This is a genomic window from Pseudarthrobacter sp. 10T415 (genome assembly GCF_056394175.1).
In genome coordinates, this window is sequence record NZ_JBFTHJ010000011.1 from 45567 (window position 1) to 60618 (window position 15052).

Here is a 15052-nt window from a genome sequence, read left to right on the forward strand (position 1 = left end):
CCGGTTCACATCCTGAAAAGGCCGAAGGAGGTCTCCGGCAGTGGCGTGCGGGAGACAACGTCCAGGGCAAGGCCCAGGATGGTCCGGGTGTCGGCGGGATCGATGACGGCGTCATCCCAGAGGCGGGCAGTGGAGTAGTAGGGGCTCCCCTGGTCCTCGTACTGCCGGCGAATGGGGGCTTTGAACTCTTCTTCGTCCTGCGCCGGCCAGCCTTCCCCGGCGGCCTCGTACTGGTCGCGTTTGACGGTGGCCAGCACGCTGGCTGCCTGGTTCCCGCCCATCACCGAAATCCTTGCCGCGGGCCACATCCAGAGGAACCGAGGGGAATAGGCGCGGCCGCACATGGAGTAGTTGCCTGCGCCGAACGATCCGCCGATCACCACCGTCAGCTTGGGTACGCGGGCAGTGGCTACCGCTGTGACCATCTTGGCGCCGTTCTTGGCGATGCCGCCCTGCTCGGCGTCCCGGCCCACCATGAAACCGGAAATGTTCTGCAGGAAGAGGAGTGGAATCCCCCGCTGGTCGCACAGCTCGATGAAGTGCGCGCCCTTGAGCGAGGACTCGCTGAAGAGTACGCCGTTGTTGGCCACGATCCCCACCGGGTGCCCGTGGATCCTGGCGAAGCCGGTGACCAGGGTGGTGCCATAGTCCTTCTTGAACTCGTGGAACCTGCTGGCGTCCACCAGCCGGGCAATTACCTCACGGACGTCGTACGGGGCGTTGACGTCCACGGGGACGGCACCGTAGAGCTCACCGGCATCGGCAACGGGTTCGACGGCGGGATCCACCTGCCAGGCGGGCGCCGCGGCTGGCGGCAGGGTGGCCACGATGTCGCGAAGGATCTGCAGCGCGTGTTCGTCATTGTCGGCCAGATGGTCCGTCACTCCGGAGATCCTGGAGTGGACGTCACCGCCGCCCAGCTCCTCGGCGGTGACGATCTCTCCGATCGCGGCCTTCACCAGGGGCGGCCCGCCCAGGAAGATGGTGCCCTGGTTCCGGACAATCACGGTTTCGTCGCTCATGGCCGGTACGTAGGCACCGCCGGCGGTGCAGGAGCCCATCACGGCGGCGAGCTGCGGGATCTTTGCCGCGGACAGGCGTGCCTGGTTGTAGAAGATCCGCCCGAAGTGGTCCCGGTCCGGAAAGACCTCGTCCTGCTTGGGCAGGAACGCTCCGCCCGAATCCACCAGGTAGATGCACGGCAGGTGGTTTTCCAGGGCAATTTCCTGGGCGCGCAGGTGCTTCTTGACCGTCATGGGGTAGTAGGTGCCGCCCTTGACGGTGGCATCGTTGGAGATCACCAGCACCTGGCGGCCGTGCACCAGGCCGATGCCGGCGATCACTCCCGCACCCGGCGCGTCATCGTTGTACATCCCGTTGGCGGCCAGCGGGGCGATTTCCAGGAACGGGCTGCCGTCATCCAGCAGTTGGTCGATGCGTTCCCGCGGCAGGAGCTTGCCCCTGGCCACATGGCGTTCCCGGGACTTCTGCGGGCCCCCCAGGGCAGCATCCGCCAGCCGTTTCCGGAGGTCCTCCACCAGTTGCAGCTGCGCATCCCTGTTGGCGGCGAAAGCTCCGCTGGCGGGGTCCAGCCTGCTGGCAAGGGTCTCCATCGACGCTTCCTGTTCTCTCGGCGGATCCTGTAGCCGGATCCGGTAGCAAAATGCAGTTCGCATGGCCGCTAAACAACGGACTCGGTTAGTGCCCAGTAACTGAAATTCAGGTTAGTCTCTATTAACTGTGATGTCCAACACAGGCCGTTGCCTTGTTAGACTCTGCGGGTTTGAGGAGGAAATGTGCCCACAACCGATGAAGGCAACAGCGCCGGGGCGGATGCCCCCGCCGCCCGGCCCGCCGGGGCAACCCAGCGCAGCAAAGCCAAGGAAGACCGCCGCCAGGCACTGCTCGCCGCGGCCGCTTCCCTGTTCGCCGCCAACGGGTTCAAGAGTGTTTCCCTCGAAGACCTCGGTGCCGCGGCGGGGGTCAGCGGACCGGCCGTCTACCGGCACTTCCCGGGCAAGCAGGCCGTCCTGGCGGACCTGCTGGCCACCGTCAGCCGGGACCTGCTGGAAGGCGGGCGGAAGGTGGTGGCAGAGAACTCCGATCCCCGCTTGGCACTGCGCCGGCTCGTGGAGTTCCAGGTGGACTTCGCCCTCGGCAAACCCGAAGTGATCCGCGTGCAGGACCGCGACCTCAGCAACCTCTCCGAACAGGACCAGTCAGCCGTGCGGGCACTGCAACGGAGCTACGTGGAGGTGTGGGTGGATGTCCTGTCCAGGCTCCACCCCGGCACGGACGCCGCCGAACTCCGGACCCGGGCGCACGCCACCTTCGGGCTGATCAACTCCACCCCGCACTCGGTCCGGAGCCACGGCCGCCGGATGGCAGCCGCGGCCCGGCCGCTGCTCGAGGAGATGGCGCTCGCCGCCCTGACGGTGGACAGCCCGCAAGCGCGCTAACGTCCGGGTTTCCGGGCCGGGTCAGACCATCGTCAGGACCATTCCCGGTTCGGCCAGGATTGCTCCGACGTCGGCCAGGAACCGGGAGCCCTGCTCACCGTCCACCAGGCGGTGGTCGAAGGACAGGCTCAGGGTCATCACCTGGCGCAGGGCCACCTCACCGCGGTACTCCCACGGCATGGACCGCACGGCACCCAGCGCCAGGATGGCGGCTTCGCCGGGGTTGAGGATGGGAGTGCCTGCATCGATGCCGAAAACGCCGATGTTGGTGATGGACATGGTCCCGCCGGACAGGTCCGCCGGCGCCGTTTTCCCGGACCGCGCGGTGTCCGCCAGCAACGCCAGCGCCTCCGCCAACTGCTCCAGGGTCAGCGCGTGCGCATCTTTGATATTCGGCACCGTCAGTCCCCGCGGGGTGGCCGCCGCGATGCCCAGGTTCACGTAGTTGAAGGTAACGATCTCCTGGTTCGACTCGTCCCAGCGGGAGTTCAGCGAAGGGTTGCGGCTCAGGGCGATCAGCACGGCTTTGGCAGCGAGCGTCAGCGGAGTCAGCTTGAGGCCTGCGAACGTCCGGGTGCCACGCAGTTTCGCCAGCAACTCCATGCTGGGGGTGACGTCCACGGTGAGGAACTCGGTGACGTGTGGAGCGGTGAAGGCACTGGAGACCATCGCGGCTGCCGTGTGCTTGCGGACGCCCTTGATGGGTGTCCGGGTTTCCCGCTCCCCCTGGCCCCCGGCACGTTTCTGGCCGGCGGGTGCGGCAGCCTGGCCGGCACTGCCCTGCCGCAGGAACTCCTGCACGTCCTCCCGGGTGATCAGGCCTGACGGACCGGTGCCGGTAACCAGCGCCAGGTCAACACCATGGTCCCTGGCCAGCTTGCGCACCGGAGGCGTGGAGCGGGGCCGGTCACCCGAGGGTACGCCGGCCCTGGCTTCGATGACTGTGGTTTCGGCAGGTTCAATGCGGACAGGCGCCGCGCCTGCAGGCGTCGTGTCGGCAGATCTCTCCACCGGCGGGAGGTTCCGAGGCCGGCGCGCGGGGCGGCCGGAGCTTTCGACGACGGCGCCATACCCCACGAGGTTGGGTTCCCGTTTCGGCGCCGCCGGTTCCTCCCCCGGCGCCCGCTGGCCGGCTGGCGTAACGCCACGCGAAGGTGCGGCATACCCCGCCGGTGCCGGCCCGGCGTCGTCCGCCACCTCGAAGGAGACGATGGGCTTGCCCACCTCAACAACCGTGCCGGGCTGCTCGTGCAGTTCCCTGATGACGCCGGCGAAAGGGGACGGCAACTCCACCACCGCCTTGGCTGTCTCCACCTCGGCAATGACCTGGTTCAGGCTGACGGTGTCCCCCACGGCCACTTTCCAGCTGAGGATCTCTGACTCGGTGAGCCCTTCCCCGAGGTCGGGAAGCCGGAATTCCTTGATCATGGTGACGCTCATCCTTCCAGCCCGCTCAGTGAATTCGGCCGCCCCAAGGCACGGTCCACGCCATCGAGGATCCGGTCCAGGCCCGGCAGGTGGTGCATCTCGAGTTTCGAGTAGGGGTAGGGGATGTCGAACCCGGTAACCCTGACGGGCGCGGCTTCCAGGTGGTAGAAGCACCTCTCGGTGATGCTGGCGGCCACTTCGGCTCCCAGCCCGCCGGACTGCCCGGCCTCGTGCGTGATGACCAGCCGGCCGGTCTTCCGGACCGAGGCCACTACGGTGTCGTAGTCCACCGGTGCCAGCGAGCGCAGGTCGATGACCTGGATGGAAATGCCTTCGTCGGCGGCGGCCGAGGCGGCGTCCAGGGCGGTCTTCACCAGCGGGCCATAGGCCACCAGGGTGACGTCGGTACCGTCGGTCAGGACCCTGGCCTGCCCCATGGGATCTGCGGCGTCCAGCCCGGCAGCCTCATCCACTTCACCCTTGTCGTGATACCGCCGCTTCGGCTCAAAGTAGAGGACGGGGTCGTCGCTGGCGATGGCCTGCTGGATTACCGTGTAGGCATCCTGCGGGTTCGACACGGTGACCACCCGGAGGCCGGAGGTGTGCGTGAAGTAGGCTTCCGGCGACTCGGAGTGGTGCTCCGGCGAGCCAATGCCGCCGCCGAACGGCACCCGGATGGTGATGGGCATTTTTACTGCGCCGCGGGTGCGGTAATGCAGCTTGGCCACCTGGCTGACGATCTGGTCGAACGCGGGGTAGATGAAGCCGTCGAACTGGATTTCCACCACGGGGCGGTAGCCGCGGTAGGCAAGGCCGACGGCGGCACCCACGATGGCGGATTCGGCCAGCGGCGTGTCCACCACGCGGTGTTTGCCAAAGTCTTTCTGCAGCCCGTCGGTCACGCGGAACACGCCGCCGAGGGCGCCGATGTCCTCACCGAGGAGGACCACCTTCGGGTCATGGTCGAGCGATTTCCGCAGCCCCGCATTGATGGCGCGGGCAAAGGTCATGGAAGTCATCAGCGTGCACCTTCTTCTGAAACGGCACCTGCGGGGTCGCCGAAGGAGGCCAGGTAACGGGCGTAGTGGTCCTGCTGGCGGTCCAGCCACGAGTTCGGTGCGCTGTATACGTGTTTGAAGACCTCCATGGGCTGCGGGTCCGGCATGGTGGTGCAGCCTTTCCGCATCTCGCGGGCCACGGTGTCGGCACTGTTCCTGACGTGGTCCTGCAGTTCGTCGGTCAGCAGCCCCTTGCGTTCCAGCAGCGCCGCCACCCGGCTGATGGGGTCCTTCGCGGCCCAGTCCTCAAGTTCGTTGGCGTCGCGGTAGCGGGTGGGGTCATCGGCGGTGGTGTGCGGCCCCATCCGGTAAGTGACTGCTTCGATGAAGGTGGGGCCGCCGCCGCGCCGTGCCCGGTCGAGGGCAACGCGGGTGGCCGCCATGACGGCGAGGACGTCGTTGCCGTCCACCCGCAGGCTGGGGATCCCGAAGCCGGCCGCGCGGTCCGCGAGCTGGATGTGCGACTGGAGCCGGACCGGCTCGGAAATGGCCCAGTGGTTGTTGGTGCAGAAGAACACCACGGGAGCCTGGAAGCTGGCTGCGAAGACCATGGCTTCATTCACGTCGCCCTCGCTCGTTGCGCCGTCGCCGAAGTACGTCACGGCCACGGAATCTGCGCCGTCATTCTGAATGCCCATGGCGTAGCCGGTGGCGTGCAGGGTCTGGGCGCCGATGATGATCTGGGGCGTTGCCATATTGAAGGCGTACGGATCCCAGCCGCCGGACGCGTTGCCGCGCCACACCCGCAGGAGGTCCGTGAGGTCCACGCCGCGGCAGTACGCCACACCGTTTTCGCGGTAGCTGGAGAAGACGAAGTCATCGCTGCGCAGGGACCTGCCGGAGCCTATTTGTGCTGCTTCCTGCCCCAGCAGCGGGGGCCACAGGGCGAGTTCGCCCTGGCGCTGGAGGGCCGTTGCCTCGACGTCGATGCGCCGGATGACGGTCATGTCCTCGAACAGCGAGCAAAGGTGCTCGTCCGTGATGTCCTGTACCCAGAGATCGAACTCGGGGTGGCTCACCCGCTCCCCCGACGGTGTGATCAGCTGGACCAGCTTTTGAGCCGGTTCGCCGGATGACACCGGTTCCTGGAATTCCCCGGCGCCCTCATGGGCTTGTGCGCCGCCCTGGCCCGTTTCGTCTGTAGACACGATAGCCCCGCAACTTCTGTCGTCGGTGACCTGCGGAGCTGGGACTTGTGGTCCTGCAACCGCGGCCTTCCGGGCCCCTTCGCCCGGATACTGTGACCCTACTCACAATGCTCAGGGGGTACAACCACCGGGGCATTTATTGAGCAGAATGCCCTGTGGCGGTCACCTGCACCGTGCTACCGTTGCGCATTATGCAAGCTCTGGATGGCACTGACACCCGCCTGCTTTCGGCACTGGCCCAGGACCCCAGGAGGACCGTGGTGGCCCTTGCCCAGAAACTGGGACTGTCCAGGAACACTGTCCAGGCGCGGATGGCACAGCTCGAGAAAAAGCATGTCTTCCTGTCCTTCGAACGCAGGATCAACCCTGCCGCCCTGGGCTACCCGCTGATGGCCTTCATTTCTGTGCACGTCCAGCAGCAGAAGCTCACCCGGCTGGCACAAGATTTGGCGGCCATCCCGGAGATCCTGGAGGGCTACGGCCTGACCGGATCCGCAGACCTGCTGCTGCGCGTGGTGGCCCAGGATGCCGAGGACCTTTTCCGCATCAACGGCAAGATCCTTGCGTGCGACGGCGTGGAACGGGCGGACACGGCGCTGGCCATGGGCGAACTCATCCCCTTCCGCGTGCAACCGCTGCTCGAGCGGGGTCCGCAGGGAAGCTGACTCGCTCTGTGGCCGGAGCGGCCGGAGGCGAAGTCCGACGGCGGCGGCACGGGTTATAGGCTTGTGGCAGTTATCCGTGCGGCGCCTCAACAGGCCCGCACCAGGCGGTGCCAGGCACCACATCCGGAAAGGCTCCACTTTGAGCAATCCCCAGGAACCGTACCAGCCCGGACACCCCGGCTCCGGGCAGCTGCCACAGCCGCCGCAGCAGCCCCCCGCCGGATACCCCGGCCCCACCCCGAATCCCCCTTACGGCCAGCCGCAACAGGGCAGCCCGTATCCAGGCACCCAAGACCCCGGGAACCCGAACAATCCGTACGGCCAGCAGCAACCGGGGCAGTACCGGGGCGCAGGTCCGTTCGGCCTCCCGGGCGGGGAGCCGCCGGCAAGGAAGCGGCCCCGGCTGTGGATCATCCTGACGGCCATCGGCGGCGTGCTGCTGCTCGTGGTGGTGGGCATCGTCATCCTGGTCAACGTGGCCGGCAGCGCCACCAACCACGCCAAAGACCTGGCTGACGGTTTCACCAAGCTCGTCATTGCCGGCGACAGCTCCAAAGCGTACGACGACTACCTGGACCCGGCACTGCAGGAGCAGCTGTCCAAGGAGACCTTCATCTCCGGCGTCGAGAGCCTGAAAATGGACGGTACCTGCACGCCCGCCTACAACAGCATGAAGGTTGCCACCGAGAACGGCGTCAAGTCGGCGGACGTGGGAGGAGTCATCACCTGCGAGGGCAAGAAGGTTGACCTGGCCTACCGGTTCGAGGGCACGGACGAGCTGAAAATGACGAACATCAAGCTGCGGCCCGCCGCCTAGCAACACAAGTCAAAGGCCCCCGCCAACGTGGACAGTCCACGTTGGCGGGGGCCTTTTGAGTGCCTTGCCGGGTCCGGCGTTAGTGGTCCACTGCCTTCTCGGCACCAACACCGGTGAGGGACCGGACCTCCATCTCTGCCTGCTTGGCTGGGTCCTCGCGCTTCTTGTCGAGCACCGTACCGAGCCAGCCCAGGAAGAACGCCAGCGGGATGGAAACGATGCCGGGGTTGCTGAGCGGGAAGATGGCGAAGTGCGCGTCCTTGATCATCGAGGTGGCCCCGCCGGACACTACCGGCGAGAAGATGATCAGGATGATGGCTGCACCGAGTCCGCCGTACATGCTCCACACAGCGCCCTGGGTGGTGAACCGCCGCCAGAACAGTGAGTAGATGATGGTGGGCAGGTTGGCCGAGGCAGCCACGGCGAAGGCCAGTGCCACGAGGAACGCCACGTTCTGGCCGTTGGCCAGGATGCCGCCCAGGATGGCGAGGATGCCGATCACCACCACCGTGCGGCGGGCCACCCGGACTTCCGTTGCGGCGTCCGCTTTGCCCTTGGCGATCACGTTGGCGTAAATGTCATGGGCGAACGAGGCGGCGGCGGTGATCGTCAGGCCCGCCACCACTGCCAGGATGGTGGCGAAGGCGACGGCGGAGATGAAGCCCAGCAGCAGCGGGCCGCCGAGGTGGAAGGCCAGCAGCGGAGCCGCCGCGTTCACGCCGCCGGGAGCGGACTTGATGGTGTCGGCACCCACCAGCGCGGCAGCACCGTAGCCGAGGACCAGGGTGAACAGGTAGAACAGGCCGATCAGCCAAATGGACCAGACCACCGACTTGCGGGCTTCCTTGGCGGTGGGGACCGTGTAGAAGCGCATCAGGACGTGCGGCAGGGCCGCCGTTCCCAGCACGAGGGCGAGGCCAAGTGACATGAAGTCCAGCTTGGAGGTTTCGCTCTTGCCGTACTGCAGGCCCGGGTTGAGGACCGCGGGGTTGTTGGCCGTTTCCACGGCACCGCCCAGCAGGGCCGAAAGGTTGAACCCGTAGATGGCCAGGACCCACATGGTCATGACGGCGGCACCGGCGATCAGCAGGATGGCTTTGATGATCTGGACCCACGTGGTCCCCTTCATGCCGCCAATCAGGACGTACATGATCATGAGGGCGCCGACCACGATGATGACCAGGGCCTGTCCGCCCCAGTCACTGATGCCCAGCAGCAGGGAGATCAGGCTGCCTGCACCGGCCATCTGGGCCAGGAGGTAGAAGAAGCACACCGCCAGGGTGGAGATGGCGGCTGCAATGCGGACGGGCCGCTGCCTGAGCCGGAAGGACAGCACATCGGCCATGGTGAACTTGCCGGTGTTGCGGAGCAGTTCAGCCACCAGGAGCAGCGCCACCAGCCAGGCCACAAGGAACCCGATGGAGTACATGAAGCCGTCATACCCGTTGATGGCGATGGCGCCGGTAATGCCCAGGAACGAGGCTGCGGAAAGGTAGTCACCGGCGATGGCGGTGCCGTTCTGCGATCCCGTAAAGGAGCGCCCGGCTGCGTAGTAGTCGGCGGCAGTCTTGTTGTTCCGGCTGGCGCGGAACACGATCACCATGGTGACGGCCACGAACAGGCCGAAGATGCCCATGTTCAGCAGGGTGGTGTCCTTGAGCGCGGCCACGTCCACTGCGGTTGCGATAGTAATCATTTGTTGGCTCCACCCACCCGGTTGCCGTGCTTGTCGAATTCGTGGCCCTCGATCTCGTTCCGGATCTCAGAGGCGATGGGGTCCAGCTTCCTGTTGGAATAACTGACATACCATCCGGTGATCGCGAAGGTGGAGACAAACTGGAGCAGGCCCAGGATCAGGCCGATGTTGATGTTTCCCCAGACTTTGGTGGACATGAATTCCACCGCGTAGTCCGCGAGCAGGACGTAGGCGAAGTACCACAGCAGGAAGGCCACTGCCATGGGGAAAACAAAGCTGCGGTGGCGCTTGCGCAGTTCCTGGAACTGCTCGGTCGACTGGACCTGTTCAAAGTCGACGGACGCCGCAGCGTCCGGACTTTGGGCATCGTTACCCATGGTTCCTCCTCATTGAGACATGCCGGTACACACTGGACGGCAGGCCCGGATAAGGAAACGCCGCTGGTGTGACAGCAATCACTCTGCTGCGTCGCGGCAGCCACTTCCAGCCCCACCGCTGCTGTGGTCGCTCAACGGTCGGGATGCTGCGACAAACGGCACCCGCAGCTACGCTGGGCCCATGCCGGACTCCCCCCTCCTGACCGCCGCGGCCGTGGCCGTGATCGCCATGGCCATCGCCGTCGTCGTTGGCGTGGGACTGAAGGTGCTCCGATCCTTCCGCGACCTGGGCACGGACGCCGAGCGCGCCACCTACCACACCCTGCACGCGGCCTCGCAGGCGGGCCAGCACCTGCGCCGCGGCCTCAACCCCGCCGGCGCTTCGAAGGCAAGCCGCCACCTGCGCACGCTGCTTGGCTGTGACGCGCTGGCCATCACGGATACCTCGGGTGTGCTCGCCTGGGACGGGGCGGCGGAGGACCTGAAGCCGCGGCTGATGGAACTGGCCGCTGAGGTCCTGGCCGGCGGGCGGACGGCCGTACTGTCGCCGGGACCGGACGGGACCGGCGGCGCCCTGGCGGCTGTCATAGCACCCGTGCGGGCCGGCTCACGCGTGGTGGGCGCCGTCGCCGCCTTCGCTCCGTTGGCAGGGTCCGGCTTGGTGCGGGCCGCCGGCGAGGTGGCGGACTGGGTGGCAGTGCAGGTGGAGTTGGCCGAGCTGGATGCCTCGCGGACCCAGCTGATGGAAGCCGAAGTGCGGGCACTGCGCGCCCAGATCAGCCCGCATTTTATTTACAACTCGCTCAACGCCATCGCGTCCTTCATCAACACCGATCCGGCCCGGGCACGCGAACTGGTGGTGGAGTTTGCCGACTTCACCCGCTATTCCTTCCGCCGGCACGGCGACTTCACCACCCTGGCCGAGGAACTGCGCTGCATCGACCGATACCTGCTGCTGGAGCGGGCCCGCTTCGGCGAGCGCGTGCAGGTCAGCCTCCGGGTCGCGCCGGAGGTCCTGAGTACCGTCATCCCGTTCCTCAGCCTGCAGCCGCTGGTGGAGAACGCCGTCCGGCACGGCCTCGAAGCGAAGGAGGGGCCAGGGCACATCACCATCACGGCCGACGACGCCGGCGCCTACGCGCAGGTGACCATCGAGGACGACGGCGTGGGGATGGACCCGGAGCAGCTGCAGTCGATGCTCGCGGGACATATCGACGGCGAGCACGTGGGCCTGCGGAACGTCGATGCCCGCCTCCGGCAGGTGTACGGCGACGTCCACGGGCTGGTCATCGAAACCGCACCGGGCGAAGGGACCCTCATCACCATGAAGGTGCCCAAATCGCAGCCCGGCCATGATGCCTGATTCCCGGCGCTGGCCTGCTGCGTGCCCGCGGAAAGCTACCCTTGGAGCATGATTAACGTCCTCGTCGTTGATGATGAGCTGCCGGCCGTGGAAGAACTCGCCTTCCTGCTGGGCCGGGACGAGCGGATCAGCAAGGTCCTGCGGGCGACCTCCGGCAGCGAAGCCCTCCGCGCCCTCGCCTCCGCACAGGTGGACGCGGTCTTCCTGGACATCCACATGCCTGCCGTCTCGGGGCTGGAAATCGCCCGAGCCATTGCCGCCGGCAGCCATCCGCCTGCGGTGGTCTTCGTGACCGCTGACGAGGACCACGCCCTGGCGGCCTTTGAACTGGCCGCCGTCGACTACCTCCTCAAACCCATCCGGGCCGAGCGGCTGGCACGCTCCGTGGGCCGGATCAGCGAACTGCGCGACGGCGGCGGCACGCCGGAGATGATCACCGTGGACCAGGGCGGTACCACCAGGATGATCAGGCGCGACGACGTCACGTACGTCCAGGCGCAGGGAGACTACGCGCGGCTCCACACCGCCGACGCCAGCTACCTGATCAGGGTTCCGCTGGCGGATCTGGAACAGCAGTGGGCCGATGCCGGGTTCATTAGGACGCACCGCTCATACCTGGTGGCCCTGAAGCACATCTCCTCCATGAAGCTTGCGGCAGACGGCCCGCGGGTCACCGTGGCGGGCGCCGGGCTGCCCATCAGCCGCCGGCACCTGCCCACCGTGCGGGAGCGGTTGCAGGCAAACCGGATCAGGCCGAACGCATGACGAGGGTACGGGTGACGGCCCCCGCCACGGCCGCGCATCCGGTCACGGAATCCCGGGAAGCGGCGCAGGAATCCGATGTGGGCCAGGTATTCGTGCGGTCCCTCATCAGGTCGCAACTGCGCCTGGCCCTGGTGGTGGCCGGCGGGTTCCTGGTCATCCTCGGCGCTTTTCCCCTCCTGCTGGCCGCCGTCCCCGGCCTGGCCGAGACGACGATTGCCGGTATTCCGTTCGACTGGATCCTGCTGGGCGTGGGCATCTACCCGGTGATCGGCCTCAGCGCCTGGCTGTACACCAGGACGGCTGCCCGCAACGAAGCCCGCTACCGGGACCTGGCCGGTGACCCATGATCGCCGCGGGTACACGGTGAACCGGAGCCTGGCGTGAACCCGGGTGTTGCAGCTGCGGCCCTCGCCGTGGTGTCCGTGGCCACCGCGGTCATCGGGTTCTACGGCCTGCGTATCTCCCGGACCACCGGCGATTTCTTCGTGGCGTCCCGGACCGTGCGGCCATGGTGGAATGCCTCCGCGATCGGCGGCGAATACCTTTCAGCCGCCAGCTTCCTGGGCGTCGCCGGCCTGCTGCTGCTCTCAGGAACGGACGCCCTGTGGTTCCCTGTGGGTTATACGGCCGGGTACCTGATGCTGCTGCTCTTCGTCGCTGCGCCCCTTCGGCGTTCCGGGGCGTACACCATACCGGACTTCACCGAAGCCAGGCTGGACTCCCGGGCGGTCCGCAAGGTCACCAGCCTGGTGGTGGTGCTGGTGGGCTGGCTGTACATCGTTCCGCAGCTCCACGGGGCAGCCCTGACCATCCGGATCACCACCGGGCTGCCGTCCTGGGTGGGGTCGGTAGCCGTTGTGGTTGTTGTCTGTCTGACAGTGGTGGCGGGCGGCATGCGGTCCATCACGTTCGTCCAGGCGTTCCAGTACTGGCTGAAGCTGACCGCCCTGGCGGTACCCATCCTCTTCATCGTCTTCATGCTTGCCGGCAGCGGGACGCCGGCCCTGGCCGCGCCGGCCGAAAACCCCACCGGCCTTGCCCCCGCGGGGTGGTACACCAACGTTTCGCTGCTCGTGGCACTGCTGTTCGGGACCCTTGGCCTGCCGCACGTCCTGGTCAGGTTCTACACCAACCCGGACGGACAGTCCGCGCGGCGGACCACGCTGATCGTGCTGGGGCTGCTGTCCGTGTTCTACCTGTTCCCCACCGCCTACGGCCTGGTGGGCCGCATGTTCGCGCCGGACCTTGCCCGCTCGGGCCAGCCCGACGCCATGGTCCTGCTGCTGCCCCGTGAACTCATCGGCGGCCCCGCCGGGGACCTGCTCTCGGCGCTGGTGGTGGCCGGCGCGTTCGCCGCGTTCCTGTCCACCACGTCCGGGCTGGTGGTGTCCCTGGCCGGCGTCATCAGCCAGGACGTCCTGGGCGCCGGCGTGGGGGGCTTCCGCCTCGCAGCGGTGGTCTCCGCCGTCGTGCCGCTGGGGTTCGCCCTGATGACGGGCTCCCTGGCGTTGGCCGGCAGCGTGGGACTGGTGTTCGCCTTCACCGCCTCCACCGTCTGCCCCGTCCTCCTGCTGGGCATCTGGTGGCGGGGACTTACCGACACCGGAGCCATCGCCGGCATGGTGACCGGCGGGGTACTGTGCGGCGGTGCCATGATCGCCGGCTCGCTGGCAGGGGCTGCGAGCACACCCGCGTGGCTCGCCCAGCCCGCGGCCTGGTCCGTTCCCACGGCCTTCGCCGTCATGGTGCTGGTGTCCCGGGCCACGGCAGGCCGGGTACCAAAAACGCTGGTCCGCGTCATGACGCGGCTGCACACCCCGGAAAGGCCGCTGGCAACCGGACGCTGATTGGGTGGACAATTACGCCATGTCCACCCGGGACGAAAACCCGGCAGCGGAGCCGGTTCCGCCCTCCGTGCGGGCGCAGCTGCTCGCCACGGAGCACTGGGGCCTGCTGGCTTCCCGGAGCACGGCCCAGGGTGAGGTGCTGACAAGGATCAGCATGTTCCTGACCTTCACCTCGGCGGGCCTGGTGAGCGTGGCGCTGGTGGGGCAGGCCACCCGATTCTCGGATTCGTTTGTCCTGCTGGCCGTGGTGGTGCTGTTCATCGACGTGGCCATGGGGCTGCTGACCCAGCTGCGGGTCATGAACATTGCCCACGAGGACCTGATGTACGTCACGGCCATGAACCGGTTGCGGGCAGCCTACGTGGACCTGGATCCGGGCATCGCCCCATACCTGATGGCGGCCCATCACGATGACGAGGCGGGTTCCGTCCAGACCTACTACTTCTTCGGCAACCGCGGCAACTTCCGCCATGTGGCCGGCAGCAGCATGATTTTCATGTCGACGGCGAACGGCGCCCTGATTGCCATCCTGGCGGGGCTGCTTCTGACCCTGCTGGGTGCCGGAACGGTTGCGGCGCTCCTGGTGGGCGGTGCATGCGGGCTGTCGTTCCTGGCCGTCTCGGCATTGAACGGCTACCGGAGCTACCGGGACGTCTGGAGCCGGTTCACGCCGCTCTCCCCTTCTACGCCAGGGGCGGATCAAGTAGAGGCGGAATAAGTACAGGCGAAGCTAAGGCATCCCCAGCACGGCCTTAGTCGATGGCAGCCATCAGTTCAATGACGCGGTCCAGGAAGGCGTCCACCTGGGCTTCTTCGTAGCCGTCGCGTCCGGTCTCCGGGCGGAAAACGGCGCGGCGGACGCTGTCCACGCTGAGCGGCTTGTCATGTTCCAGGTACGCCACGAGTTCATGGCAGAGCCGGTCCACATCGTCGGTGTTGTAGCTGCGGGCCTTGTTCTTGGCGGGCCGGCGGAAACGTTCCCCGTCCGGGCGGTGGAGGCGTCCGCGGAGGATCCCCGAGAGCTTGCCGATTTCGCGCAGCCAGGCTTCCTCGCCGCTGGCCGCAATCAGTTCATCGCGCTCCCTGCGGGCGAAAGCGTCTTCCAACCGGTCCAAGGCCGCATCCACCACGGCGGCGGAATAGCCACCCTTGACCGGATCGAAGGAGACAGCCCGGACGTCAGAGCTGTTGATGGGCTGCTCGGCGTCGTGTGGTGACTCCAGCGACACCCGTGCCCGCTGGAGGAACTGGTCCACCTGCTTGGCGTTGTACCCGTATTCACTGCGCTGCACACGCTCAAATGACGCAGGGATCTGCCGATGAATATCCAATGCCACTGTTGGTTCCTTCAATGCTCTTCAGCCGTAGCGCTGTGGCACCAGTCTATTGGTGCCGGGATGATGCTGCCCTGTCAGGACTGTGCTTAGGC

Annotated in this window: 15 protein-coding genes; 8 read left to right on the forward strand and 7 right to left on the reverse strand. The window is 66.9% G+C overall.

Translation table 11 applies throughout. From position 1 onward, the window contains the following. Positions 1-5: 5 nt before the first annotated feature. Positions 6-1613, reverse strand: coding sequence for a carboxyl transferase domain-containing protein (locus AC1DBN_RS14530; protein WP_477723509.1), 1608 nt, complete (start codon positions 1611-1613; stop codon positions 6-8). 183 nt (positions 1614-1796) lie between these two features. Between AC1DBN_RS14530 and AC1DBN_RS14535 the strand changes: the two genes are divergently transcribed. After that, entirely contained in the window at positions 1797-2459 is a 663-nt protein-coding gene (locus tag AC1DBN_RS14535; protein ID WP_477723510.1) for an SACE_7040 family transcriptional regulator, read from the forward strand. A 21-nt stretch (positions 2460-2480) separates the two neighbouring features. Here AC1DBN_RS14535 and AC1DBN_RS14540 read toward each other — a convergent pair whose 3' ends face one another. The 3 genes from AC1DBN_RS14540 to pdhA are packed head-to-tail and all read right to left on the reverse strand — an operon-like array spanning position 2481 to position 6093. Continuing rightward, positions 2481-3887, reverse strand: coding sequence for a dihydrolipoamide acetyltransferase family protein (locus tag AC1DBN_RS14540; RefSeq protein WP_477723511.1), 1407 nt, complete (start codon positions 3885-3887; stop codon positions 2481-2483). Between the two features lie 8 nt (positions 3888-3895). Continuing rightward, positions 3896-4906, reverse strand: coding sequence for an alpha-ketoacid dehydrogenase subunit beta (locus tag AC1DBN_RS14545; RefSeq protein WP_056083458.1), 1011 nt, complete (start codon positions 4904-4906; stop codon positions 3896-3898). After that, complete coding sequence (gene pdhA / locus AC1DBN_RS14550; RefSeq protein WP_477723512.1) at positions 4906-6093, reverse strand: pyruvate dehydrogenase (acetyl-transferring) E1 component subunit alpha; 1188 nt, start codon at positions 6091-6093, stop codon at positions 4906-4908. Before pdhA ends, AC1DBN_RS14545 begins: the two co-directional genes overlap by 1 nt. Positions 6094-6284: 191 nt before the next feature. Between pdhA and AC1DBN_RS14555 the strand changes: the two genes are divergently transcribed. Then, positions 6285-6758: an Lrp/AsnC family transcriptional regulator gene (locus AC1DBN_RS14555; protein ID WP_045730983.1), complete on the forward strand. Its 474-nt coding sequence runs from the start codon at positions 6285-6287 to the stop codon at positions 6756-6758. 139 nt (positions 6759-6897) lie between these two features. Beyond that, a complete protein-coding gene (locus AC1DBN_RS14560; RefSeq protein ID WP_314215193.1) occupies positions 6898-7575 on the forward strand; it encodes a hypothetical protein in 678 nt (225 codons plus the stop codon). A 79-nt stretch (positions 7576-7654) separates the two neighbouring features. Here the strand turns inward: AC1DBN_RS14560 and AC1DBN_RS14565 are convergent, their stop codons facing one another. After that, positions 7655-9271: a solute symporter family protein gene (locus AC1DBN_RS14565; protein ID WP_477723513.1), complete on the reverse strand. Its 1617-nt coding sequence runs from the start codon at positions 9269-9271 to the stop codon at positions 7655-7657. Then, positions 9268-9648 carry a DUF485 domain-containing protein gene (locus tag AC1DBN_RS14570; protein WP_045730980.1) on the reverse strand — a complete coding sequence of 127 codons (381 nt, stop codon included), beginning with the start codon at positions 9646-9648 and terminating at the stop codon, positions 9268-9270. Before AC1DBN_RS14570 ends, AC1DBN_RS14565 begins: the two co-directional genes overlap by 4 nt. Before the next feature lie 181 nt (positions 9649-9829). On the opposite strand from AC1DBN_RS14570, the gene AC1DBN_RS14575 reads away from it, so the two are divergent. From AC1DBN_RS14575 to AC1DBN_RS14595, 5 genes are read left to right on the forward strand one after another with little or no spacing between them, the layout of a single operon-like run. Continuing rightward, positions 9830-11011: a sensor histidine kinase gene (locus AC1DBN_RS14575; RefSeq protein ID WP_261619609.1), complete on the forward strand. Its 1182-nt coding sequence runs from the start codon at positions 9830-9832 to the stop codon at positions 11009-11011. 48 nt (positions 11012-11059) lie between these two features. Then, positions 11060-11776: a LytR/AlgR family response regulator transcription factor gene (locus AC1DBN_RS14580; RefSeq protein WP_477723514.1), complete on the forward strand. Its 717-nt coding sequence runs from the start codon at positions 11060-11062 to the stop codon at positions 11774-11776. Beyond that, positions 11773-12123, forward strand: coding sequence for a DUF485 domain-containing protein (locus AC1DBN_RS14585; protein ID WP_056083476.1), 351 nt, complete (start codon positions 11773-11775; stop codon positions 12121-12123). Before AC1DBN_RS14580 ends, AC1DBN_RS14585 begins: the two co-directional genes overlap by 4 nt. A 33-nt stretch (positions 12124-12156) precedes the next feature. Then, positions 12157-13623 carry a sodium/solute symporter gene (locus AC1DBN_RS14590; RefSeq protein ID WP_268158371.1) on the forward strand — a complete coding sequence of 489 codons (1467 nt, stop codon included), beginning with the start codon at positions 12157-12159 and terminating at the stop codon, positions 13621-13623. Positions 13624-13642: 19 nt separating this feature from the next. Then, entirely contained in the window at positions 13643-14341 is a 699-nt protein-coding gene (locus AC1DBN_RS14595; protein WP_261619608.1) for a hypothetical protein, read from the forward strand. A gap of 34 nt (positions 14342-14375) precedes the next feature. Here the strand turns inward: AC1DBN_RS14595 and AC1DBN_RS14600 are convergent, their stop codons facing one another. Further along, positions 14376-14960 carry a DivIVA domain-containing protein gene (locus AC1DBN_RS14600; RefSeq protein ID WP_056083480.1) on the reverse strand — a complete coding sequence of 195 codons (585 nt, stop codon included), beginning with the start codon at positions 14958-14960 and terminating at the stop codon, positions 14376-14378. Positions 14961-15052 lie beyond the last annotated feature (92 nt).